General features: G+C 38.9%; 24 protein-coding genes and 1 riboswitch. Of the genes, 6 read left to right on the top strand and 18 right to left on the bottom strand.

Going from position 1 to position 25008, the window contains the following annotated elements; all coding sequences use genetic code 11:
* Positions 1-234: 234 nt before the first annotated feature.
* From QE429_RS22140 to QE429_RS22150, 3 genes are read right to left on the bottom strand one after another with little or no spacing between them, the layout of a single operon-like run.
* Entirely contained in the window at positions 235-1548 is a 1314-nt protein-coding gene (locus tag QE429_RS22140; RefSeq protein WP_307290080.1) for a purine/pyrimidine permease, read from the bottom strand.
* Between the two features lie 20 nt (positions 1549-1568).
* Positions 1569-2537: a bile acid:sodium symporter family protein gene (locus QE429_RS22145; RefSeq protein WP_307290081.1), complete on the bottom strand. Its 969-nt coding sequence runs from the start codon at positions 2535-2537 to the stop codon at positions 1569-1571.
* Positions 2538-2552: 15 nt separating this feature from the next.
* Entirely contained in the window at positions 2553-2888 is a 336-nt protein-coding gene (locus QE429_RS22150; protein WP_307290082.1) for a rhodanese-like domain-containing protein, read from the bottom strand.
* Positions 2889-3073: 185 nt separating this feature from the next.
* Between QE429_RS22150 and liaG the strand changes: the two genes are divergently transcribed.
* The 3 genes from liaG to QE429_RS22165 all read left to right on the top strand — a co-directional run bounded on the left by liaG (position 3074) and on the right by QE429_RS22165 (position 6010).
* The gene (liaG, locus tag QE429_RS22155; protein ID WP_307290083.1) at positions 3074-3943 is read left to right on the top strand and encodes a LiaG family protein; all 870 of its coding nucleotides are present in this window, start codon (positions 3074-3076) and stop codon (positions 3941-3943) included.
* Positions 3944-4069: 126 nt separating this feature from the next.
* On the top strand, positions 4070-4459 hold the full coding sequence (locus QE429_RS22160) for a YuzC family spore coat inner layer protein (RefSeq protein ID WP_307290084.1): 390 nt from the start codon (positions 4070-4072) through the stop codon (positions 4457-4459).
* 195 nt (positions 4460-4654) lie between these two features.
* Positions 4655-6010, top strand: a complete 1356-nt coding sequence (locus QE429_RS22165) for an MATE family efflux transporter (RefSeq protein WP_307290085.1) — start codon at positions 4655-4657, stop codon at positions 6008-6010.
* 36 nt (positions 6011-6046) lie between these two features.
* On the opposite strand, the gene QE429_RS22170 is transcribed toward QE429_RS22165, so the two are convergent.
* The 10 genes from QE429_RS22170 to QE429_RS22215 all read right to left on the bottom strand — a co-directional run bounded on the left by QE429_RS22170 (position 6047) and on the right by QE429_RS22215 (position 18675).
* Complete coding sequence (locus QE429_RS22170; RefSeq protein ID WP_307290086.1) at positions 6047-8272, bottom strand: bifunctional diguanylate cyclase/phosphodiesterase; 2226 nt, start codon at positions 8270-8272, stop codon at positions 6047-6049.
* A gap of 193 nt (positions 8273-8465) precedes the next feature.
* Positions 8466-10133: a glycoside hydrolase family 13 protein gene (locus tag QE429_RS22175; RefSeq protein ID WP_307290088.1), complete on the bottom strand. Its 1668-nt coding sequence runs from the start codon at positions 10131-10133 to the stop codon at positions 8466-8468.
* Between the two features lie 54 nt (positions 10134-10187).
* Positions 10188-11210: a LacI family DNA-binding transcriptional regulator gene (locus tag QE429_RS22180; protein ID WP_307290090.1), complete on the bottom strand. Its 1023-nt coding sequence runs from the start codon at positions 11208-11210 to the stop codon at positions 10188-10190.
* A 56-nt stretch (positions 11211-11266) separates the two neighbouring features.
* Positions 11267-12082: a carbohydrate ABC transporter permease gene (locus QE429_RS22185; RefSeq protein WP_307290091.1), complete on the bottom strand. Its 816-nt coding sequence runs from the start codon at positions 12080-12082 to the stop codon at positions 11267-11269.
* Complete coding sequence (locus tag QE429_RS22190) at positions 12082-12942, bottom strand: carbohydrate ABC transporter permease (RefSeq protein WP_307290923.1); 861 nt, start codon at positions 12940-12942, stop codon at positions 12082-12084. The genes QE429_RS22185 and QE429_RS22190 overlap by 1 nt, the downstream gene beginning before the upstream one ends.
* A gap of 324 nt (positions 12943-13266) precedes the next feature.
* Positions 13267-14577 carry an ABC transporter substrate-binding protein gene (locus QE429_RS22195; protein ID WP_307290092.1) on the bottom strand — a complete coding sequence of 437 codons (1311 nt, stop codon included), beginning with the start codon at positions 14575-14577 and terminating at the stop codon, positions 13267-13269.
* A 493-nt stretch (positions 14578-15070) separates the two neighbouring features.
* Positions 15071-16741 (bottom strand): glycoside hydrolase family 13 protein, encoded by a 1671-nt coding sequence (locus QE429_RS22200; RefSeq protein WP_307290094.1) that lies wholly within the window; start codon positions 16739-16741, stop codon positions 15071-15073.
* A 321-nt stretch (positions 16742-17062) separates the two neighbouring features.
* Positions 17063-17467: a globin domain-containing protein gene (locus QE429_RS22205; RefSeq protein ID WP_307290096.1), complete on the bottom strand. Its 405-nt coding sequence runs from the start codon at positions 17465-17467 to the stop codon at positions 17063-17065.
* A gap of 104 nt (positions 17468-17571) precedes the next feature.
* Positions 17572-17967 carry a VOC family protein gene (locus QE429_RS22210; RefSeq protein WP_307290924.1) on the bottom strand — a complete coding sequence of 132 codons (396 nt, stop codon included), beginning with the start codon at positions 17965-17967 and terminating at the stop codon, positions 17572-17574.
* A 222-nt stretch (positions 17968-18189) separates the two neighbouring features.
* A complete protein-coding gene (locus tag QE429_RS22215; RefSeq protein ID WP_307290098.1) occupies positions 18190-18675 on the bottom strand; it encodes a hypothetical protein in 486 nt (161 codons plus the stop codon).
* A 141-nt stretch (positions 18676-18816) separates the two neighbouring features.
* Positions 18817-18861: riboswitch (PreQ1 riboswitch) on the top strand.
* A gap of 8 nt (positions 18862-18869) precedes the next feature.
* Between QE429_RS22215 and QE429_RS22220 the strand changes: the two genes are divergently transcribed.
* Positions 18870-19355 carry a QueT transporter family protein gene (locus QE429_RS22220; RefSeq protein WP_307290099.1) on the top strand — a complete coding sequence of 162 codons (486 nt, stop codon included), beginning with the start codon at positions 18870-18872 and terminating at the stop codon, positions 19353-19355.
* 46 nt (positions 19356-19401) lie between these two features.
* Here the strand turns inward: QE429_RS22220 and QE429_RS22225 are convergent, their stop codons facing one another.
* Positions 19402-19911 (bottom strand): hypothetical protein, encoded by a 510-nt coding sequence (locus QE429_RS22225; protein WP_307290101.1) that lies wholly within the window; start codon positions 19909-19911, stop codon positions 19402-19404.
* Positions 19912-20095: 184 nt separating this feature from the next.
* Here QE429_RS22225 and QE429_RS22230 point away from each other — a divergent pair, with 184 nt between their 5' ends.
* A complete protein-coding gene (locus tag QE429_RS22230; protein ID WP_307290103.1) occupies positions 20096-20623 on the top strand; it encodes a DinB family protein in 528 nt (175 codons plus the stop codon).
* Between the two features lie 30 nt (positions 20624-20653).
* Positions 20654-21472 (top strand): sugar nucleotide-binding protein, encoded by an 819-nt coding sequence (locus QE429_RS22235; protein ID WP_307290105.1) that lies wholly within the window; start codon positions 20654-20656, stop codon positions 21470-21472.
* A gap of 225 nt (positions 21473-21697) precedes the next feature.
* Here QE429_RS22235 and QE429_RS22240 read toward each other — a convergent pair whose 3' ends face one another.
* The 4 genes from QE429_RS22240 to QE429_RS22255 are packed head-to-tail and all read right to left on the bottom strand — an operon-like array spanning position 21698 to position 25006.
* Positions 21698-21973: a SemiSWEET transporter gene (locus QE429_RS22240; RefSeq protein ID WP_307290107.1), complete on the bottom strand. Its 276-nt coding sequence runs from the start codon at positions 21971-21973 to the stop codon at positions 21698-21700.
* A gap of 2 nt (positions 21974-21975) precedes the next feature.
* Positions 21976-22944 (bottom strand): sugar phosphate isomerase/epimerase family protein, encoded by a 969-nt coding sequence (locus QE429_RS22245; RefSeq protein WP_307290109.1) that lies wholly within the window; start codon positions 22942-22944, stop codon positions 21976-21978.
* Positions 22941-23975: a Gfo/Idh/MocA family protein gene (locus QE429_RS22250; protein WP_307290111.1), complete on the bottom strand. Its 1035-nt coding sequence runs from the start codon at positions 23973-23975 to the stop codon at positions 22941-22943. The genes QE429_RS22245 and QE429_RS22250 overlap by 4 nt, the downstream gene beginning before the upstream one ends.
* On the bottom strand, positions 23972-25006 hold the full coding sequence (locus QE429_RS22255) for a Gfo/Idh/MocA family protein (protein ID WP_307290113.1): 1035 nt from the start codon (positions 25004-25006) through the stop codon (positions 23972-23974). The genes QE429_RS22250 and QE429_RS22255 overlap by 4 nt, the downstream gene beginning before the upstream one ends.
* Between the last annotated feature and the right edge of the window lie 2 nt (positions 25007-25008).

Here is a 25008-nt window from a genome sequence, read left to right on the forward strand (position 1 = left end):
TCATTTTCCATTGGCACTAGTCGCCCCGACAAGTTACCGTTCTTCTCTTTTTTCTCCTTCAACGGGCACTGGTCATCCCGACTAGTTACCGTTCTTCTCTTTTTTCTCCTTCAACGGGTACTGGTCACCCCGAATGGTTCCGTTCCACGCTTTTTTCCTTCAAAGGACATTAGAACCACAAAAAAACAAACACCCCTCACCAATCCAAGGTGAGGGGAATCTTCTTCAAGCCTATTAATTTGTACTATTTTCAACCTTCTTCTCCCTAAACAGCACATGTTCGAACAACAGACAGGACATCAAACCAACAAGTAATCCATTAGCGATAATATTCCGCAGCCATGGCGCGACACTTTCGAATGCTGCTGGTGGCATGAACATCATTCCAATCCCTACCATCAATGAAAGGCCGATAACTAATAAATTTCGTGAGGACGGCTCCTGGCCCATTAAATCCCGAATGCCAAAACCCATCATCTGCGAGAATGGAATGAACAAGGACGCATAAGCAACCTCCAGTGGCAAAGTCGATAGAAACTCGCCTATATAAGGGAAAAATCCAATGACAATGATTAAAACAGCTCCAATTAAAAGAGGGCGTTTTGCTCTAATCCCCGTTGTTGTGATAAATCCTGCTGAAACAGACAAAGGAACAACGCCGACAACCGAGAATATTCCTGAAACAAGCAAGTTCACTCCGTTACCCAAGATCCCCTTTTGATACTGCTTTGGCTGGATTTCTTTTTCAAGAGCAATCCCCACTACCAAAATACTCGCAATAACATTAGAGATTAACACAACGGAAGTAATAACGGAGGTCAATACGATCCCTAAATCAAACTTGGGAGCTCCCCAGCTGAAAAGTTCCGGCAGCGCAAACCAACTGCTTGGTTTATAGACTTGCCCCTGATGTATGAATCCGAAAAGATGGAACAAGGTCCAGCCAACCACGATACCAACAAGAGGCCCCATGCTTTTCCAAATACCTTTTGCTTTTAAAGAAAAAAGTAAAATAATAATAATTTCAACCAAGCAAATCAATGTAATTTTTCCATTGAGCTCATTCGTAGCTGTAATTCCAAGAATACTCTTGAAAAAAGAGCCGCTAAGCTGGCTGACTAATAGGATTAAATAAACCCCTGTAACAATAGGTGTGAATAATAAACGGATTTTTTCAATAATCGGCAGGAAGCTTACTATCGCTAAGAATAACCCAGCAATGATAAGACCCATTTCTAGCTGCTGTAGTAAAAGACCCTGTCCTCCCGGTGCACTCATTGTACCGAGCAGGATAAAGATGGCCCACCACATTCCCGCCGCCCCTTCGACAACTGGGAGACGATGGCCAATAAATACTTGTATTAGGGTTGCTGCACCAGAAACCAATAGCATCCGTTGCATAAAGGTTGAAATGTCTGCTGGAGACATGTGAAAAGCTGCACCCACTACAACCGGCACGGCAATGATATTCGTTAGCATAAAAACAGCCCACTGGATGCCTTGCACTCCTGACAAAAGGGCACTGTCTTTTCTTGTTACGTCATTCATTAGTAGAAACACCTTCTCATTTAAATAACTAAAGATTGTTGTTTATCGACCTTTTTATTATAATACCGGTCGAGAAAATATCCATTTGTAGATGCTAAAATTTGTTGAAAAAGCATCCCGACGACCACAGGGACGGCCACCGCTGCAGGGAAAAAGGAAACGGCTAACACCGCACCAGCACTTATATTCCTCATCCCACCTGTAAACGTTAGGGTGACGACCGTATCGCGATCCATCTTCATCAACCGACCCAAAAGGAAGGAAAATAAATACCCCGTGAAAGCAATGCAAAAGACGGTTAGCATAATTGCTACAAGCTTTAGGTTAATGTTTTTTAAATATGGGGCAACAACTGCCCCGTTTAACATCACAACAATGCCTATGCTTATTTTTGAAAAAGGAGCTAGTCGGGAACCCAATTGGTCCTTAATTTTCCCCTTTGTTATTTGATTTAATAACATTCCTACCATGGAAGGAATAACCACCATTCCAAGCAGTCCTCTCATAATGCTTACAAAGTCCATTTCGACTTTTTGACCAATAAATAATGAAAGGGAAAGCGGAACGATAATCGGGGAAAGCAATGTATCTATTAAAATCAGAGATAGGACCAATGGAATATTTCCCTTGTAAATGGATACCCAGATGAAGCTCGTGACGCCTGTTGGGATGACCATTCCTAAAATAAGCCCCGTAATTGTATAAGCATCACTAGAAAAAGCGATATGACCTACCCCCCATGCCCAAGCTGGCATAAGAACATGTAAAATCAACATCGCTAATAAAATCGGGAAAGGATGGACCATGACCTCTTTTAAGGAACGAAAATTAGAACTTAAACTACCTGCAAAGGTCATAAATGCAAAAATCCACGGAATAAGATAGGAAAAATCCTTTAGATGAATACTAAAAATTACTCCAGTAACTACGCCTACTGGAGTAATAAGCGGCATGATTTTCTCAAGTTGTTTATTTAATTTTTGCAGCATAATGGTCTCTCCCCACTATTCTTGCAAAGAAAGCAGATAGGCTTTCCAGGCTGTAAGTCCGCCCTCTAAAACCGAAACCTTATAATTGTGCGCATCGAGAATCTTTGCGCATTTGGTTGCAGAATTCCCTGTCGTGCATGTAACAATGATTTCACTGTCTTGAGGCAAGGAAAGAGACGGATTCCCTTCGTTTTCTTCCATTTCAAAAATAATAGTCTTAGGGATATTTTGACTTGCTTCTATGTGAAATTCCTTATATTTTTCTTCTGCCCGAACGTCTAAAACAACTACCTTTTCATCTCCTCGTAGCCTTTCATGAAGTTCCTTAGCAGTCAAATTTTTAATTGTCATTATGTGCACCTCCTTTACAAAGAATACCATAAATTCTTTTTCCGGATGAAATAAATATTTCGGCAAACGAAAAATCATATGTACGTCTCAGGTCTTAGAAAGAAATAAATCTCAGGTTCATTGAGGATAGCGAAAGGATTTCTTATGCTATATATAGAAGAAAATAGAAAAGGGGATGGAAAAAAATGAAAAGAATTTTGATATTACTATTAATCATCACAGGATTATATATTGTTTTCAATCAAGGCTTCCAAATGGATTGGTTTAAGGCAGCGGAGACAAAAAATACACAAGCGGCCGTAACAACCGAAACGGACTTGATTGAAATAAACGTTGCTAGTGTAAGTACCACAATCATTCCGGAAGACCGGAAAGATTTAAAAGCCGTCTATAATGGAAAAGAAAAACTTACAGTCAGAGAATCTGGTGACAAAATTGAAGTGGCCATAAAAAACAAATGGTTCGATTGGTTTAACTGGGCTCCTTTTTCGAAAAAGAAAGAACTAAAAATCTATATTCCAGAAACATATGATCGTAATATGAGCATTGATTTAGGTTCAGGTAATTTACAATTCTCTGGTCCTTCAAAAAATAAGCCGGTGAATTTAGATGAATTGACCGTTGATATTGGATCAGGGAACCTCAACCTTACTAATCTGACAGTTAAGCATTTTGAGCAGGACGTTTCATCAGGGAATGTGAACATTGATTCACTAAAGGCGGATTCAGGTGCATTTGATGTGAGTTCTGGTAACCTAGAAATCAAACACTATACGGGTCCAATTGAGGCTGATGTATCCTCCGGTAGGCTTTCGATTCAAGTCGATCAACTAGTAGATTCAATCACCATCGATGTTAGCTCAGGAGATGTAACCCTTGATGTACCAAATGATGCTGATTTCACACTGAATGGGGACGTAAGCAGCGGCATGATTTCAAGCGACCTGCCATTGACCTCCAAAGAACAGAGTAAACATAGTATTCAAGGAAAACATGGCACAGGAAAATTTCCTATCAACCTCGATGTCTCGAGTGGGAATATCAGAATCCAATAGGATTAAGAGCGCAGGATTGTATAAGTTCCTGCGCTTTTCCTTTCAAAACTCTTCGAGGAACCAAAACCAACAAAATTTCATATGGTACTATTGCCTTGTGTTTTTACTCATGGAAGGAGAGTTATAATGTTATACGCCCCTTTTCATTATCCTATGTATCCTCCAATTCCTACCTACCCAACATACATCGTGAACCCACACTATCTTCGGAGTTATCCGCCGGTCGATACGAAAATCTTTACCAGTTCCGTTAAATCGTTTCGTCTACTAATGGAACAAGGAAGTAAATTACTAGATAGGTTAGGTGACCCTGGATTTGACCGTAAAATAATGAGCGCCGCCCAACAAGGGAAACATACTGAAGTAGATGCGATGATAAGATCCATTGGTTTAAAAGTGCCGGTCATCACCAAGTTTACTCCATCGGGAATCACCTTTACTCTCACTACTCAGCCTGACCAAGCTAATCCTATGAGTTGCTGTACACTAACAGTTGCAATGAAATGGGGTATGTAGCGTTGTATGCTTTGTTTTTTCCAAAAAATATGATGACCACATATATGCCTGCTACCTGCTGAACTAAATCAGCAGGTATTTCTATTTCTTTCTCCAATTACATAAGATGGAATATCATCTAGGCTTCCACCTTCTTTAGGTGTACAATGAAAAATAGAATTTATTAAGTTACTAGGTTAAAGGAGCAATGCACCATTGGAAGAACAGACAAATAAGCTTCAAGAACAATCACTGTTTAGTATTTCGTGGCCTCTTTTTATTGAATTGACTCTTCATATGGGTATGGGGATTTTCGCTACCTTTATGTTAAGTCATTATTCTGATTCTGCAGCTGCAGGGGTCGGAGTAGCCAATCAGTTATTAAACATTTTCATCTTGGTATTTACCGTTACATCTATTGGAGCTACCGTCCTCATTAGCCAAAACCTTGGCGCTGGTCGACTGAAAACGGCGAAACAATTATCACGCTCTGTATTTGGTCTTAATTTTTGGTTCGGAATTACTATCTCTATCATCGTTTTTCTTTTTGGAGAACAGCTTCTGCTTCTTTTTGATATCCATGGGAAAGTATTTGAATATGGCCATACCTTTATCCGTATTTGCGGAATCTCTCTCTTTTTTGAATCGATTTCGTTGGCTTTAAGTGCCGTTTTGCGCAGTTATGGATATACGAAGGAATCTATGGTGGTCACTGTCATCATGGACTTGATTAGTATCGGAGGGAATATCGTGGCATTATCGGGAATTTTCGGTCTACCGATTACAGGTGTAACCGGTGTGTCATGGGCAATTGTTGCAGCCAGATTTTATGCTGTTTGTGCACTAATTTACCTTGTCTATAATCGGCTTTCTCTAAAGCTAGAGATACGAGACATCTTCAATGCAAAAAAGGAAGATATCAAAGGGCTTCTTGCAATTGGAATACCGTCTGCAGGAGAAAATTTGTCCTATCAATTATCACAGCTGTTAATTACTAGTTTTGTAGTCTCAATGGGAACCGCTTCTTTGGCTGCCCGTGTATATATATTAAATATCAACATGATTTGTTTTCTATTTACACTAGCTATTGCTCAAGGGACACAGCTATTAGTAGCTCGTTATATTGGCGCCAAGCAGTTTCATCGTGCCCTTAAACGCGGCATTCGTACACTAAGAATTGCCATGATCGCCTCATTCGTTACTTCATTAGTCATTGCGCTTATCGGATCCCCGATATTGAAGACCTTTACTCAGGATGTTAGCATAATCGCTGTGGGTATCCCTGTTTTATGGGCGATTGTTTTTGTTGAACCAGGTAGAGCCATGAATATTGTCTTGATGAGTTCATTAAAGTCTGCTGGGGATGTTCGATTTCCGGTCATCATAGGTATGATATCCATGTGGGGAATTGCCGTTTCACTAAGCTACCTGTTTGGCATTCATTTTGGTTTAGGACTGTTAGGTGTTTGGCTTGCACAAGGAGCAGATGAATGGCTGCGCGGCTGTTTTGCTTTAAGGAGATGGCTTATGAAGCCATGGGAGCACAAGATAAAAGGTAGAGTTCCTGCATAAGAAGAAATGAAAGAGGCTGACCTCTCAACGATTAAGTCAGCCTCTTTTCTTATTTCCTACGATTAAATATTGTTCTAGATTGTCAGCCGGTAACGGTCTACTAAATAAGTACCCTTGACCAATGTCACATGCATTGGTCTTTAAGAATGAAAGTTGTTCTTCTGTTTCGATCCCTTCAGCAATGACCACAAAATTTAAATTCATTCCCATATCGATGATCGTTTTTACCATTGTTCCTTGGTTGGAGTGATAAATGATGTCGTCTACAAACGATTTATCTATTTTAATCTTATCGATTGGAAGATGCTTTAAATAACTAAGGGACGAGTATCCAGTGCCAAAGTCATCCATGGATAAAAGAACACCTAGCTCTTTTAATTGATTTAAGATAATCGTAGAATTCTCTAGATTTTGCATGATACTTTCGGTAATTTCTAATTCCAAATGATTCGCTTGAAGTCCCATTTCTTCTAGGATCGTTGAGATATATTCAATAAAGTAATCATCCTCAAATTGTCTCACAGAAACATTCACTGCAATCGGAAAATTCTTAAATCCTGCATTTTTCCAAGCTTTCCTTTGTTTGCACGCTTCCCATAATACCCATTTGCCTATTGGAACAATCAACCCTGTTTCCTCTGCTAATGGAATAAATTCTGAAGGCGCAATAAATCCATGCTCCGGATGATTCCAACGCACCAATGCTTCAATCCCTACAATTTCTCCCGTTGCTAAAGAGACTTGCGGTTGATAATGAAGGGTTAGTTGATTCCTCTCGATTGCTTTTCGTAGTCCGTTTTCCAGTTCCATTTTTCGAACCGAATTCCCATTCAAACTGGATGAGTAAAACCGGAAATTATTTTTTCCACGCTCTTTTGCCTGATACATTGCCTTATCTGCATTTTTAATTAATGTTTCCTCATCCAAACCATCGGAAGGATAGAGGCTGATTCCAATACTAGGAGTAACAAAAAACTCCTGATTGTTCACTTCGATTGGTTTTGAAAACTCGTAAAGAATTCGCTGGGCTACCAGTGCCGCCCGATCTTTATCCACATCTTCCAGCAGGATAATAAATTCATCTCCACCTTGCCTTGAGACCATTCCCTCGTTTTTAACAGACATTTCTAGCCGATCCGCTACTCTTTGCAGCACAATATCTCCGGTGTTATGTCCTTTTGTGTCATTAATAATCTTGAATCGATCTAAATCTAAAAATAAGACGGCGAGCCTTTTGTTTTCTTCCTGCTTGTTTAATGCGTCGTTAAGTTGATGTTTGAACCTGTTTCTATTAGGCAGCCCTGTTAATGTGTCGTAAAAGGCCATATTTTTGATGGTCTCCTCTGCCCTTTTCCGCTCCGTTATATCTCTACCGACAACTTGAACAGCAAACCTGCCCTCATAGAAAATCGGAGTGGACGCCATTTCCACATCAATAGTCTCTCCATTCAGTTTTTTTACCTTAAATTCGAGTCTAACTTTATTCTGTTCTTGGGGATTGCCTCTTACTTTAAAAGCTTCCACAATTTGTGCAGGGACAAACTTTAATGGAGAATGGCCGATTAATTCTTCAGGATGTTTAGCACCAACTAACTTCCAACCAGCTTCATTAATGTATTCGATTTTTTCATAATTAACGACCGCAATAATATCTGGAGACATTTCTACCAAACTACGATAACGGTCCTCACTCTCTTTTCGATCCGTTATATCAAATAAAACACTCGTAAAGTCGATAAATTCCCCATTTTCATCCAATGTAGGAAACCCTCTATCCTGAATCCAACGGACTTCCCCATCAGGACGAATTATCCGATACACACTTGTAACTGTTTCCCCTAAAGCAAGCTTTTTTCCTCTGTCCGCAATTACTTCTAAATCTTCAGGATAGATAACCTTTTTCCAAAGATTTAAGTCCTTGTAAAAATCGATGTAAGAATAGCCATATAATTTTTCGATACCTGGGGTGATTAACAAAGTGCCTGACTTTAAATCGTGTGACCAAATGGCAACATCAAGTGTATCAAAGATATTTTTTAATTTTAGCTTATTTTGGCGAAGTTCTTCGTCCTTTTTTTCAATTCCTTTTAATGAACGAAGAAAAATCGGAAGAGCTCCAATGAGTATAATAATAGAAATAATTTTTAAGAACTTAATAGTTGGATAGAAAATAGAAACTGCAATGTCTAGCAGCTCTATAAAGACGATCAAACTAAAAATGAGTTTCCAATAAGTTGGATCATTTATCTTCTTCGTCCCCAAATGTGTTCTCTCCTTATAGATGCTTTGTTTAGTTGAGCTACATGACAAAAATTAGAGGCTTTATCTATAAAATAACAAAAATCGACATATTTAACAATGCAATACCGAATAAAACTGGAAGCGTTTACAAATCCTTCAAACTAAAAAAGAAAAAAGACGATTCATTTCAACTGAATCGCCTTTTTCCATCATTTTATTCTATACGATATACTCTTGCCTCATAAGGATTTAAAGTCAATTGAGTGAGTGTTTCATGTGGTGAAACCTCATAGTTATAAAGCAGCAAGTGGCGATAATCGAGTGACACTCCATCCATCACAGCAGGCTGTGTGGATAGATTCGTAATGATCAACATCTTTTCTTCATTTAAAGTTCTAGTATATGCAAAAATTTGCGGATCATCTTTCAAAAGCAAATCATACGTACCATAGGTAAATACTTCGTTTGCCTTCTTTAAGCGAATCAACTTTTTATAAAAGCTCAAAACAGACTTCTCGTCTTTTTGTTGTGCCGCAACATTGATGTCCTTAAAATTCGGGTTTACCTTCAACCATGGATTACCTGTACTGAAACCACCATTTTCCTCAGTTGACCACTGCATTGGAGTCCGAGAGTTATCACGGCCAGAAGCCCAAATCACTTCCATGATTTCCTCATGTGAAACACCTTCTGCCCGCTTAATACGGTACATATTCTTTGCGGATACGTCATCATAATCATCGATGGAATCAAACTGAACATTCGTCATGCCGATTTCTTGCCCCTGATAAATAAATGGTGTACCCTGCATGAGAAAATACATCGTACCGAACGCAGTTGCACTCTCACGCCAGAATTCTTTGTCATTACCCCATGTAGATACTACACGCGGCTGGTCGTGGTTCTCGATGAACAAGGCGTTCCAGCCTTTATTCTCCAACCCTTTTTGCCACCGGGACAATACATCCTTAAGTTCCACAATATTTAGTTCTTTTTTCGCTTCGGCATCCCAAAGTGCTAAATGCTCGAATTGGAAAACCATATTGAACTTACCATTTTTTTCGCCGACCCAACGCTCCACATCTTCTACGTCATCAACTGTTACTCCGTTCGCTTCCCCAACAGTCATTATGTCATATTTAGCAAACGTTTCTTCCTTTAACTCATGCAAGAACGTATGAATCCCATCTACATTCATCATTTTATCAAAGCAAGATACATATTGAAGTCCTTCAGGATTTGGCATGTCCTCTAGGCCCTCTTCTTTTTTGATATGACTAATCGCATCGACACGGAACCCATCGATTCCCTTATCAAGCCACCAGTTTACCATTTCATATAGTGCCTTCCTGACCTCTTCATTCTCCCAGTTAAGGTCAGGCTGCTTTTTAGAAAAAATATGCATGAAATACTGATCCGTTTCTTCATCATATTTCCAAGCGGAACCACCAAATATGCTTTCCCAGTTATTCGGTTCTTTACCAGTTTTTCCATCACGCCAGATGTACCAATCACGCTTTGGATTCTCTTTGGAAGAACGAGATTCGATAAACCAAGGATGTTCATCACTCGTGTGGTTAATGACTAAGTCGAGAATGAGTTTCATCCCACGGCGATGCGTCTCCTCTAAAAGGAGATTAAAATCAGCCATTGTTCCGAACTCTTTCATAATCTCCTGGTAATCACTGATATCATAACCATTATCGTCATTAGGCGATTGATACATTGGACTAACCCAAATCACATCAATACCAAGCTCTTTTAAATAATCTAATTTAGAGATGATGCCCTTGATATCCCCAATCCCATCTCCATTGGAATCCATGAAGCTTCGAGGATAAATCTGATAGGCAACAGCTTCTTTCCACCATAATTTATTCATGTAAAATCCTCACTGACTCTTTTTATGTTTGTCATTTCACAAGCAATCAAAAGTTTACTTTTTCACTGCACATGATTTACGTTCAATGAGCTTTGTTGGAATCGTGATTCTCTTTGGCAATGTTTCAGGATTTTCGATTTTTTCAATTAAACATTGAGTAGCCAAATGGCCTAACTGAAATGTTCCGATATCCACTGACGTTAATGGCGGCTTCGAATGTTCAGATAATGAGAGGTTATTAAAGCCTACAATTGAAATATCTTCAGGCACTCTTATGTTTAATTTTTCTAAATGACTGATGATTTCATACGCCATTAAATCATCCTGTGTAACTAACGCTGTAGGAGGAGCATCCATTTCCATTAAAGAACAAATGGCATCAATCCCTTGTTCATTAACCAATTCTTCATTAACTAGATACGCCTCGTTAACAGTAAGTCCCGCTTCCTTAAGTGCCAATTTGTATCCATTGATTCGGTCAATGGTAACCACAAAATCAGGATTGATTCCAACATAAGCTATATTTGTATGCCCGTGTTCAATTAAGTAGTTGGTTACCTGTTTGCTTATAAAAATATTGTCATTGTCGACATAAGTAATACGCTCTTCATTTACACTTGGACGTCCAACGACCGTAAAAGGAAAGCCTATTTCCTCAAGGTAGTTCATCGTACGATCATTAACACGTGAGTATAAGAGAACTATACCATCTACACGCCTCCCCATAACCATGGACAGGACTTCTTCGTGAATTTCTTCCTCAGTTGATCCCGTTGAAAGATAGATACCATATTTACTTTCATGGGCATTCATACTGATTCCTCTTAATACTTCAGGGAAGAATGGGTTTCGAAAGGCATGGTAAGCCGAATTCGGCATAATCACTCCAATGGTTTGAGTGCTTTTAGCAACCAAGCTACGTGCTTGCAAGTTAGGGTAGTATCCTAATTGTTCCATTACTTCTTTCACACGTCTCTTTGTTTGTTCACTGATCCGCGGGTTATTAGCAATTACCCTTGAAACTGTTGAAGGCGCCACATTTGCTTCCCTTGCCACATCCTTGATTGTAACCACCATTACTTCCCCCTAATACCAATAAATTGCTCGTTTTTACCTATATTATAAGGTAGAAATTATTTAACCGCACCCTCAGAAATACCCTTGATAATTTCCCTTTGTGCAAAGAAGTATGCAATGATTACTGGAATAATCGCAATCGTTAATCCAGCGAGCGCTAAGTGCCATTGCTTTGTATACTCACCGAAGAAGAAGAACATTTTTAATGGAATAGTTTCCATTCCTTCTTGGTTTATTACTAGAGATGGAAGTAAGTAGTCATTCCAAATCCAAATGGTATTCAAGATGGCTACCGTTACAGTAATCGGCTTTAACATAGGGAAAACGATGTACCAAAAAATCTGGAATCGATTTGCACCATCAATGGTTGCAGCCTCATCCAAGGATTTTGGAATCCCGCTCAATGTACCATGGTACAGGAAGATGGAAAGACTGGCACCAAAGCCTAAATACATAAAGATAATTCCCGCTCGATTGAGCATTTCTATTTTTCCGAAAATCGTCACCAATGGAATCATAACGGATTGGAACGGGATTAACATCGCTGCAACAAACAAGAAGAATACAATGGTACTCATTTTGCTCTTATTTCTTGAAAGAGCGTAGGCAGCCATTGATGAGAAGATAATAATGATGGCTACACTTACTACCGTAATTAAAAGTGAGTTCATAAATGTTTTTAAGAATGTGAGTTCATTAAATGCTTCAACATAGTTATCAAAAGTAAATACTTCCGGTAAATTTAATGTACCTGAGAAAATTTCCTTCTTTGTTTTAAAGGAGTTGACGATCATTAAGTAAAAAGGAGAAAGCCATAACAAACCTAATAAAATACCTAGAATCTCAAGCGGCAATTTATATTTTCTTCCCATTACATTTCAACCTCCCTTTTCTTGTTGATGTACACTTGTGTTAAGGAAATAGCAGCAACGATAATAAAGAAGATAACTGCTTTTGCCTGAGCATAAGCCATTTCACTTTCACCAAATGCTGTTTTGAAGATTTCCATAGCGACCATTTGCGTGGAATTATACGGACCGCCGCCTGTTAGTGATAAGTTTTGATCGTAAAGCTTGAACGTGTTCGATAATGTTAAGAACATACTAACTGTAAATGCAGGTGCAACTAACGGGAAAACAATGAAGCGCAGACGCTGGAATGAACTTGCCCCATCAATTTCAGCAGCTTCAATTAACTCTGTTGGTACACCTTCTAAGTAAGAAATGTAAATGACCATGATGTATCCAGCCATTTGCCAGCTCATTAAGATGACTAAGCCCCAAAAACCAGTGTTAGTAGTAGAAAGCCATCCTTGTAAGTTTTCGATTCCAAACAATTCTCCAATACCGGCAAAAACTTTAATGAAAATAAATTGCCAGATAAAACCTAGAATCAAACCACCAATTAGGTTCGGCATGAAAAAGATCGTACGTAGAAACTTACTTGTTTTAATTTTGGATGTTACGATAAGTGCTAATGCAAGCCCAAAGAAGTTAATTAAAATAATGGAAACAACAGTAAACTTTACTGTAAACCATAATGAATCTAAGAATTCCTTATCTTTAAAAACATTAATATAATTTTCGAAGCCAATAAAACCGCCTACTTCAATACCATTCCAGTTTGTAAATGAATAGTAAACTCCGAATAGCAATGGAATGATAACAACCATTGATAATGCTAAAAGAACCGGGGCTAAAAATAACCAATAAGATAAATCCCGCGTACGCATCATGGTAAAAAACCTCCAATATGTTTTGTATTTTTTCTAAGTTAGTAATTGAAAGAAAAGTGGCTGATTCATAAGAAAAGCGCAAGCGCCTTGGTCAGCCCCGACAGGCAAATGTTCTTCGGCAAGAAAAGTCGTTCTTTGACTTTACTTGCCGAAGGTTATTTGACCCGAGTGGCTAGGCGCTGGAGCTGGACCATTCTCCAAGTCGAAAAAACCCAACTACATTGTTACTCCCCTTATGAACTAGCCGCTTGCCTCTCTATGCTAATTTATAATGGGTCCTGCTTTTATCAAGTAGGACCCATTATCTTTGTTCATAAGGGATTATTTATTTCTTGCTTTTTCCCAAGCTTCTTTTGTAGTTTTTACTACATCTTCCCACTTAGCTTCTTTGCTCAAATATTTTTGAATTTGAACACCAAGTTGGTCTTGTCCCCAACCAGTTGGGTAGCCCATGAATGTCCAGCCGATTGTCTTGCCATCTTGAGCATATTGATAAATTTCTTTTGAAAGTGGATCACTGATTTTTGATGCATCAAAGCCATCATAAGCAGGGATGAACTTAAAGTCGTTGATAACGATTTCTTTACCTTCGTCAGAAGTGTATAACCAGTCTAAGAATTTCTTAGCTTCAGCTTGTGTAGCTTTGTCTTTGTTGCTGTTTACGCCCCAGTACATTGGGATACCAACAGGGATTGCATCTTCTTTGTAACCTTCTACAGGAATTGGTAATAAACCAATGTTCTTATCAGCGAAATCTTTGTCGATTCCAGCGATTGAACCATATGCCCAGTTACCTTGTTGAATCATAGCTACTTTTTGTAGTGAGAATAGCTCTTCAACTTGTTGAGCATAGTCAAGGCTTACAGTTGGTTGGACAGAATAGTTGTTTTGAAGATCAAGGACCTTCTTGAACGCATCACCATATTTGAAGTCAACTTTCTTTGCACTGAATGCATTTAGAACGTTGTTATCAAATTCAGGAGCTAAGAATGCATTGGATAAGTGTAAGCCAGTTACCCAAGTTTCTTTACCAGGAAGTGCAAATACTGCTTTAAGACCAAGATCTTTCTTCTTAGAGTCTAGAGTTTTAACTGCATTTTCAAGGTCTGCATAGCTCTTGATTGATTTTGGATCAATTCCAGCTTTTTCGAATACAGTCTTGTTATAGATAAAGCCGTAACCTTCTTGGTTGTATGGTAATCCTAAAACTTTACCATCTTTAGAAACACCATCAAGTGTACCTTTTAATGCTTTCTTAGATGCTTCTGTATCAGAAAGGTCAGCTAATTTCTTTTGCCAGTCTTCCACGTCTTGTGGGCCACCGATGTTGTAGATAGCTGGTTCTTTACCTGAAGCAAATTTAGATTTTAAAGCTGCACCGTAATCTTCACCACCACCAACAGTTGTGATGTTGATATTTACTCCTTTATGTGATGCTTCGTATTTCTTCGCAGCTTCTTCAAATTGCTTTTTGAATTCTACTTTGAATTGGAATACATCAAGTGTTACATTACCGCCTTTTGATTCTTCCTTAGCTCCGCCACCTTTATCAGCGTTACCACAGCCTGTTAGAAGAAGACTTAATGAAAGAAGTCCAGCTCCAACTCCAGAAAATAATTTTTTCTTGTTCATGATTTACCCCCATACTGAAAAAATTTTTGTAATACTTGTTGTTCATGTGCAAAACAAGAAAACATAGATGAGTGTATTTTGTTCTATTTCGAATATTATTATTCTAGACGCTTTAAATATACTAGATATCATACAATCAATAGTTTGAAAGTGCAATCGTTTGCATAAATCTTTAAATAAAAAACTATTTTAGTATGTTGGTTTGTTTGTCTAAAATAACATTCGAAATGGAGTAAAAACTTGTTTTCCGAGAAAACGTTTGCACATAATAGCAGAAAAACTGTAAACAAATCGTTATTCTTCAATAAAAAATCTACTTACTTTACAGTTAATATCTACTAATACCCCCTATACTCTTTGTGTATCGTTAGCGAAAACGTTTGCACTAATCGATAGATTCATAGTAGCACTTTTAAAATGTATGCGCAATCATTTTTTATTTTTTTTTAAGGGACAGTCCCCCGCCGCTTTAAAGCAGCGGGGGACTGTCACCTTATTTGGTTAAAACTTTTACCTCATACGGACGTAAAGTAGTCAATGTTCCCGCTTCATAGTTCGAAAGAAGCAATTGAGAATTTGTTATACTATTAACTAATTCTTCCTCGGTAATCTCTACTTCATTCTTACTAAAGTTACATAACACTAGGAGTTGTTCATCCTTCCAATTTCTCTCATATGAAAAAATGGATGGATGATCTTTAAGTAACAAATTAAAATCTCCTTCCACGATAATATCCATTTCCTTACGCAAAGAAATCAACTTTTGATAGAAGTAAAAAACGGACTGTGGATCTTCTAGTGTACTTTTTACATTAATATCCTTATACCTTGGATTGACTTTAATCCATGGAGTTCCAGTTGTAAATCCTCCATGCTCTGTTGCATCCCACTGTACAGGTGTTCTTGCATTGTCTCTTCCTTTGGCGTAGATGGACGTCATAATCTCTTCATGCGTGTAACCTAAAGACGAACGTTCCTTATACATATTCAAGGTCTCAATATCACGGTAGTCATCTAACGAGTCGAACTTCACATTCGTCATTCCGATTTCTTCTCCCTGATAGATATATGGAGTCCCTTGCATGAAATGCAGACAGGCTGCTAACATTTTGGCTGATTCCACACGGTATTCCTGGTCATTCCCGAAACGTGACACAATTCTTGGCTGGTCGTGATTATTCCAATATAAACTGTTCCAACCTTTGTTGTGTAACCCTACTTGCCACTTGGCCAAGTTTTCCTTTAAGTCCACAAGGTTTAGAGGCTTTAGATTCCACTTTCCACCTGGTGCACTATCAAGGTCCATATGTTCAAACGTAAAAATCATGTTTACTTCATTTCGTTCTGGGTTTGTATAGAGAATGGCATCTTCCGGTGTAGTACCAGGCATTTCTCCTACTGTCATAATTGGATATTTCGCTAATACCTCTTTATTCATTTCCTTTAAGAATTCATGAATTCTAGGTCCATTCATATAAAAGGGGCTGCCATCTCCATATAATTGACCCTCTGCCTGTACACCATCTGGTAACCCTGGCTGTTTAGAAATCATATTGATAACATCCATACGGAAGCCATCAATCCCTTTATCGAGCCAAAATCTCATCATGCGATACACTTCTTCACGTAGAGCTGGATTTTCCCAGTTAAGATCCGGTTGTTTTTTCGCAAATAAGTGCAAGTAATATTCTTTGGTTGCTTCATCGTAATCCCACGCTGGACCGCTGAAAAAAGAACCCCAATTGTTCGGCTCTTTTCCATCTTTACCTTCACGCCAAATATAATAGTCACGGTAAGGATTATCCTTCGATTTTTTTGACTGAACAAACCACTCATGTTCGTCAGAGGTATGGTTCACAACAAGGTCCATGACTAATTTCATGTCGCGCTTATGTATTTCTTCAAGCATTAGGTCAAAATCAGCCATCGTGCCGAACTCTTCCATGATTTTTTGATAATCACGGATATCATACCCATTATCATCATTCGGAGAATCATACACCGGACTTAACCAGATCACATCGATGCCTAGTAATTTTAAGTAATCGAGCTTTTGAATGATTCCTTGGATATCGCCTATTCCATCTCCATTCGAATCCATAAAGCTTCTTGGGTATATTTGATAGACAACGCTTCTCTTCCACCACTGCTCATTTTTTTTCACTTTATTTCCTCCTCACTATAAACAACCACACTATACCACAAAAAATGAAAGGGGTTAATTTTATTAAAATTTAGGCTCTGTTAAACTTGCCTGTTCATTTCCGCTCCAGACGCGAGCGGTTCGTGGGTGTTTCGGCGAGCCTCCTCGACGCAAGCGTCTGCGGGGGACTCCCCTGAACCATACTCCCACAGGAGTCTTCGCGTCTTCCGCTCCAATCAACAGGGTGCAATAATCAACATTGTTCTTTAACACAGCCAAAATTTAAAATCCCCACCCGGCTTAATATGCAGGTGGGGATTTTGTTTTTACTACGGATCTAGATTAATCACGGTCGGGACTGTTTACCATTATGCCGGCAACCTGTGTTAAGCGGTCATAGAATGCAAGTCCTGCGGGATTTTGGTCAAGTCCGATTTCCTGGAAGGCTTCTTTCATACAACGTAACCAGCAGGCAGCTCTTCTTGGTGTTACTTCAAACGGTAAGTGGCGTGCTCTCATGGCAGGTGGTCCAAATTCCTGGCTGTATAAAGCAGGCCCTCCCAAAAATTGCGGAAGAAACATTCTCTGCTTCCTCTTGATTTCTTCCATGTCCCCTTCAAATAAAGGTCTTAATTCCTGATCAGCATATACACGTGGATAAAAGGCATTAACTAACTTGTCAATGGTTTCTTGTCCACCAATTTCACTATATAGAGATTTAAAATTAGATTCCAATTCCTTCACCATCCATCCTTTATTTTTCCCCTGTTTTATATAATTATAAAGTTTAATCGAATGGTGTTTTGTGATTTATATCACGGAAACGACAAAATACATCATTTTCCAAATGGTTAGTTATCCACTTTTGGTGCTACTAGTTCCACTTTAATACGATCAGGGTCTTCAAAAAATACCGCATAATGTGAATCCCCCCCTGCGAACGGGTGGCGATCCTGATAAAGAATTGGGACTCCTTTTTCTTTTAATTGTTCCGTAATTCGATCGACGTGCTCTTGAGATTCAGCATGAAATGCTAGATGATTTAAGCCTACTCTCGAGCGATGATAAGGAACGTCCAAAAATCTTTCTTCCACTTGCACAAATACTAGATAGGTTCCCCCATATTTCCAACTAATTCCTAAGTTCCATTCTTGGTACAGTTCATATCCTAATTCAGATAAAAACCATCCCCAAAATTCTGTAGTTTTCGCTAGATTCGAAACGTAGATTTCTAAATGGTGTAGGATGATGTATTCCCCCTTAATTTTCTAATATTTCAAGACCTCGCACTGTTGAAAATAATTTATCCTATTATTCTATCACCTTTTATTTGCGTAAATAGAATGTTTATTTGCGAAAACGAGTGGTTTATTTGCGATAATTAGGGTTTTATTTGCGAAAAAGACCCGTTTATTTGCGAACATAAAAAAGCTGACTTAAAAGGCACTCACTTTCAAGTCAGCTTACTGTTACTTTAGGAAGATCTTCTGCATAAGCGTTTTTGGCTTTTTTCTTATTTTTTCTACAAGGTATTGGAATCCGTACATAACCACTGATTTACTTAGGAATAAGATCCCCATTTGATAATGCTTCATTCTTATCAGTGAAACAATCTTCATCTTTCGTAAGATAATCATACCAGGGTAGACAAAAAAAGCATCAATGATAAGATTCAAAAAGAGGTATCGAAAGAAATTTCCGAATGTAAATTTTAAAATCCATAACGATCCCACAAAGAACGGCCCAATCATGAATGGGAGTTCTCCCATAGGAGTCAGCTTCTCATAAAATTTCCACCACAGCCGTTTTCCTGCAAAAATACTCTCAAATAGTATCCAAACAAAGGTAAACAAAGCACCAGGGTAAAATCTCTTGAGGGCTCTCCTCCCTAGGAGTGGCACTGAAAACCAAGGGACTAACATCAGTACAAGTAAAAACATTTTATTGTGCTTCATAAAAATACGCCATTCCTTTTTTTCTTTTTATCATGTACAAATTTTAATAAATTATGTAAAAATTTCCTGTGATTTTTTTTATGAATTTTAGGTATCATTGACTAGCTATTTTATTTATATTAATATATTAATTTGACTGAAAATAATGTGGTTCGAGAACCTCCCACTTTAAAAAACTAAGGAGATAATTATATATGAAAGTAAAATCAATTGTCGTCAACGGCATTGTAGCAGCCTTGTACATTGCGGTCTCTGCTATAATCCAGCCGTTTGGATTTACCCAAGTCCAGTTTCGTGTGTCTGAGATGTTCAATCATCTAGTTGTTTTTAACAAAAAATATTTCTTCGGTATCGTTCTGGGTGTATTTTTGACGAATTTATTCTTTTCACCCATGAAAGCATACGACCTTATTTTCGGTGTCGGTCAATCCGTGATTGCCTTATTAATCACGATTGCCTGTGCAAAATATATTAAGGGGTTATGGACACGAATGATTGTGAATACACTAGTTTTCACATTTACCATGTTCCTTATTGCCCTTGAGCTACACTTGGCATTTAACCTACCATTCATGTTTACGTGGTTAACCACTGCGGTTGGCGAGTTCGTGGTCATGGCTGTTGGTATGCCTGTAATGTATGTAATTAACCAGCGTGTTCGTTTTAATAAAATCGTTTAAACAAAAAAGAGTTGCTGCAGACGCGCAGTGACTCTTTTTTGTAGGATCATTTCATAGAATTATCATCTAGTCGGTAAAAAAGGATTCGATTATGTCCATACCAAAATTCAATCGATTGATGGTTCCGCTGATCCACATACCCTAATATATCTACCCCCTGTTCAGTACGCTTATAAAAGTTTTCGCCATAAGCTTTTTTCACCTTTGTAATTGAATCCCCGACTTCAATTCCTTTTGCGCTAGGAATTCCAGAGCTTTCTACGATAAAGCGAAAAATTCCGCCCTTTTCATTCGTTGCGATTTCTAGCCCATCCTTAATTTTGTAATAGCTGTAAGTCTCTATTTCTCTACTTTTTTGTTTCTGTTCCCCATACACACTTATAAATCTATCCGAATGAATATCATCAAATAGATAGAATCCATTTATATTTTCATTATGTAAATCGGTATGACCAGTTACACGATGATGAAAGGTACGTGGAAAATGCGGTTTCAACCAGAAAAACACAGTACCTATAAAAAAGACAAACACAGCTGTAATTACTATTTTTTTCATCACATACGACTCCTCCCCATAAGCATAGAATTTCTATGTATAATGAAATCATAATACATAGAAATTCTATGCACAAGCCTTTATTTTCTAAAATCATCCAATTTCAATTACTTTTATTTGGTATTTCTTTATCAAAAGGAATAAAGTAGTAGTAGATGTTTCTAATTTGAAGGGAGAGAAAATAATGTTACAACGCCCATTAACTAGTGAGTACCCGGAGTATTATGTACCGTATGTGGACCTTGTTCCCGAAGGAGATTTGCTAACCATTCTGAATGAGGATCTAAATAGTACCATCGCACTTTTTGAAGGTATTTCAAATGAAGAGGGACACTTTCGCTATGCCACAGATAAATGGAGCATCAAAGAAGTTCTCGGTCATATGACTGATACCGAAAGAATTATGAGCTATCGCCTGCTTCGTATTGGCCGCGGTGACCAAACAGCATTAGCTGGCTTTAATGAAAATGAATTTGTAGAAGGCTCGCAAATTAACAACCAATCTATTAATGATATACTCGAGGATTTTGTAGCAACACGCAAAGCTACGATTACTTTAATTAAAAACATGCCTGTGGAAGCCTGGAGCTACAAAGGTAATGCCAACAATACGGAAGTAACTGCCCGCGCCATCGGCTACATAATTGCAGGTCACGCCATCCATCACAAAAAGATTATTAAAGAGAGATACTTATCAGCGAAAAATAGGTAGGTAATATAAAAAATAGATGGAGGAATTGCGATGGAAAAGGTACTTATTCTTGGCGCAAGCGGTCTAGTTGGAAGGGCTTTAATCAATGAACTTAGAGATTCATTTGACCTGTATGGAACATATTCTTCTTCGTCGCTCAGTCTCCCTGGTGGTAAGCAGTTCCAATTGGAAGTTCAAGAAATAGATAAGCTAAAGGAAATTATAAGTTCAATTAATCCCGACATTGTGATTTCCTGCCTAAGAGGAGAGTTTGATCAACAGCTCCAGTTACATAAAGAATTGGCAATGGAATTACGAAATAGCAATGGTCGTTTGTATTTCTTTTCTACTACAAATGTATTTGATGGTGATTATTCAAAACCACACACCGAATCAGATATTCCTTTTTCTGAATCAGATTATGGGAAATTCAAAATAGATTGCGAAAAAATGTTAAAAGAAATTTTAGATGAGCGGGTGATCATTCTCCGAATCCCCGCGATATGGGGTAAGAATTCTCCAAGATGGAACTTAATCAAAGAAAGTATAAAAAATAATAAAATGATTGATGTGTACAGCAATTTATTATGCAACAATCTTTTGGATGTTCAGTTAGCAAAACAACTAAGGTTCATTATTGAAAGTAAGCTAAAGGGCATATTTCACTTAGCTTCAGAGGATATGATGACTCATGCACAATTTTTCGAACAGATTATGAGTGCACTTGAAGGTGAAAAAAGCATATTGCAATATAGCTTTTTCCAAGATACTACAGATACACGTTATTTTGCATTGAAATCAAATCGTGATGATATGCCAGGCTCACTGTACAGCACGAATAAAGCTATTATTTCTTACCTGTTGGGATAAATGTTCTGGTAAGACGTCTAATTAACCCAGCTAGAGCCAAACAAGGAAGGAACCTAGATCGTCAAAATGAAGAATACCGTAGACGGCACCTGTGCTACCGGATTCCTCAACACCTTGGCCATTTCGGTCGCGTAGATAGTTCCTACGCGACCGTTCCCTCTGTCTCAACACCAGCTCTGGCTCGTAGAAGCCCCTACTTTAACCAGACTATCTCAGATTCTCTATTTAATTCGTACCTGTTCTAGCACTATACTTAATTTTCAAGGTTAATATAGTTGCCGATAAAATCAAAGTAATTCCGTTAGCAGCTATTATTGGGATATCCTTCGTCAATAAGCCATAAATGAGCCATAAAAGCACACCTATAGTAAACAAGCTGTACATGACAAGTGAAATTCCCTCGGTATTTTTCTCTTTGATGGTTTTAATTGCCTGCGGCAGGAAGGACATCGTTGTTAACACAGCCGCTACATATCCGAACACAGGTATGAACCCCTGCATCCCTATACCCACCACATTTGTGAAACGGGCTCTTCAATGAGAACGGATTTTAAGTTCACCACTGCCCGTTTAAAGCCTTCTTCAATCGACATAATTGGATCCTCATGTTCAATGCTGACCACATAGTCATAACCATAAGTGCGGAGTGCACTCATCATATCAGACCATTCTTTCAAACTATGACCGCATCCAACCGAACGGAAGGTCCACGCACGTGAACGTACTTCCCCATATGGCTGCATGTCCGTTAATCCATACATATTTACGTTTTCTTGATCAATATACGTATCTTTCGCATGGAAATGATGGATCGCATTTTCTTTAGCCAAAATTTTGATTGCTGCAACAGGATCAATTCCTTGCCACCAAAGATGACTTGGATCCAAGTTGGCGCCAATCGCATCGCAGGTTTCTTCGCGCAACTTCAACAGGGTGTATGGTGTATGAACCAAAAAGCCGCCATGAAGTTCAAGGCCAATTTTCACCTGATGCTCCTTCGCATACTGCCCTACTTCCTTCCAGTATGGAATCAGCTTCTCTTCCCATTGCCACTTTAACACGTCTCCATATTCATTTGGCCACGGTGTCACGGGCCAGTTAGGGTACTTGGCGCCTTCATGGTCACCTGCGGTACCAGAGAAACAGTTTACTACCTGAACACCTAACAAAGAAGCGAGTTTAATTGTCTTTAAAAGTGTCTCATGAGACTGCTTCGCGAATTCTTTTTCAGGAGAAATAGGATTTCCGTGACAGCTAAAGGCACTAATGGTCAGCCCGCGTCCTTCAACTTTCTGGATATATTCCTTCCTTGCGTCTTCACTTTCCAATAACGCATCTAAATCGCAATGACTGTTCCCTGGGTAACAACCTGTGCCGATTTCAACAGCATGAAGGCCTGCTTCTTTTACAGTATCGAGCATCTCCTCGAAAGACTTTTCAGCAAATAAAACGGTAAATACACCTAATTTCATTTTGTAATCCCCTCTCTAAACGAATGACTGCTCTCATAGATTCGATCAATAATTTGAGAAACTTGAAGAGCCTCCTCAGGCTTCACAACTAATTCTTCCAATCCAAGGCATGCTTGAATAAAGTTTTTTGCCTGTGGCAGTCCTGGATTCTCTTCACCTGAAATCCATGCCGCTTGGCTATTTAATAGCATTCCATTTTTAGTAGTATAAAGCTCAAATGGGAAAACACTTATCCCGCCGTCTACTCCAGATATGCTCAGATGTTCCTTGTCATCCTTTATATTCGCAGCCCATGAAGTTTCAAACAGCATCGAAGCCCCGTTTTCAAACTGCACATATGACGTCACATGATCATCAACATTAAACGTTTCATGATCAAACTCGCCCCATTGATTCACTTGATTCGGCATTCTACTTAATGTGTTATAGGTGGTGCCTGACACCATCGTTTGTTTCGGATTTCCCATTAGCCACAAGGCGAGGTCGAGAAGGTGACAACCATAGTCGATTAGGCTGCCGCCACCTTGAAGGTCTTTATTTGTAAACACACCCCAGCCCGGCACTTTCCGGCGCCTTAAAGCCTGAACCCTAACTACAAGTGCAGTTCCTACCTCCTTCATAGCTTTCTTTGCCGCCTGTGCTTCTTTCATGAAACGATAATGATAGGCAATAGCTAGAACCTTATCGGCTCTTTTAGAGGCAGCAATCATTGCCTCACATTCTTCAGCACTTAGCGCCATTGGCTTTTCACAGAGAACATGAACCCCTGCTTCGAATGCAGCAACGGTAATCTCCGCATGGAATTTATTTGGCGTACAAATACAAACCGCATCTACTTCAGAAAAAAGATCATGATAATTATCAAACACATTTGGAATTTGATTTTTTTCAGCCACTTCTTTTGCACGTTCCACATTCACATCACTAAGAGCTGTTATTTCACATACATCACTAAGCTGTAAAAAAGCAGGGATATGACGGCCTTGCGCAATGCCACCAACCCCAATTATGCCAATTCGTAGTTTTTTCATTGGTCATTCACTCTTACTATTTGTTTTGTTTCATTTGATTCGAGCGCAGCCAAGATAACATTTAAAGATTTCATGCCTTCCTCACCCGGAACAGGAGGCTCTTGATTGTTCACAACCGCGTCAACAAAAAGATCGATCACACGTGAATTGTTTTGACCGCCCTCTTCATTTGACTGGATTCTGCCCAACTGGTAATTGACCACTTCACCACTTTTATATTGAACAACCAGTGAGTTGACCGGATCATCCTCTAAACGAAGGATGGCTTTTTCCCCATAAATAATCGTCGAATTATCTTCTTTGCTTACATAGGCCCAGCTGGCAGCAAGCGTTCCGATGACGCCGTTTTCTGTTTTCAATATACAAACCGCACTATCATCCACATCAGCAAAATCTTTTGCACTAGTTTCTACAAATGACCCCACTTCAATGATCTCTTCCCCAAGAAGATATCGCAGTAAATCCGTTTTATGCACACCTAGATCGCCCATCGCTCCAACAAATGCTTTTTCCTTTAGGAAAAACCAGCTTTCTTTTCCATCCACACTCCAGCCTTCAGGACCACCGTGTCCAAACGCTGTACGAAAACTATAAATTTTCCCGATTTCTCCACTTTCAATGAGCTTGCGAGCTCTTTGATGAGACGGTACGAATCGTTGATTATGTGCAATCATCAGCTTTTTACCGCTTTCCTTTGCAGCCTCAATCATGGCCTCTGCTTCTTGTTTTGAGGTGGCCATTGGCTTTTCACAAAGGACATGGAAACCGGCATGTAATGCAGCAATAGAGATGGGAGCATGAAGATAATTTGGTGTACAAACGCTAACCGCGTCTACTCCGCCAGCATCTAATAGCTCTTCATAACTCGTATAGGCTTTAGCTCCGAATTTCTCCGCCACTTCTATCGCACGCTCTTCATTGATATCACAAACCGCAACAAGTTCTACGTTTTTATTTGCTTTATATTCAGGTAAATGACGATACTGAGCAATACTGCCGCAACCGATGACTGCTACACGTAATTTTTCCATAT

This window comes from Bacillus sp. SORGH_AS_0510, assembly GCF_030818775.1.
In the GTDB taxonomy this organism is placed as follows: domain Bacteria; phylum Bacillota; class Bacilli; order Bacillales; family Cytobacillaceae; genus Neobacillus.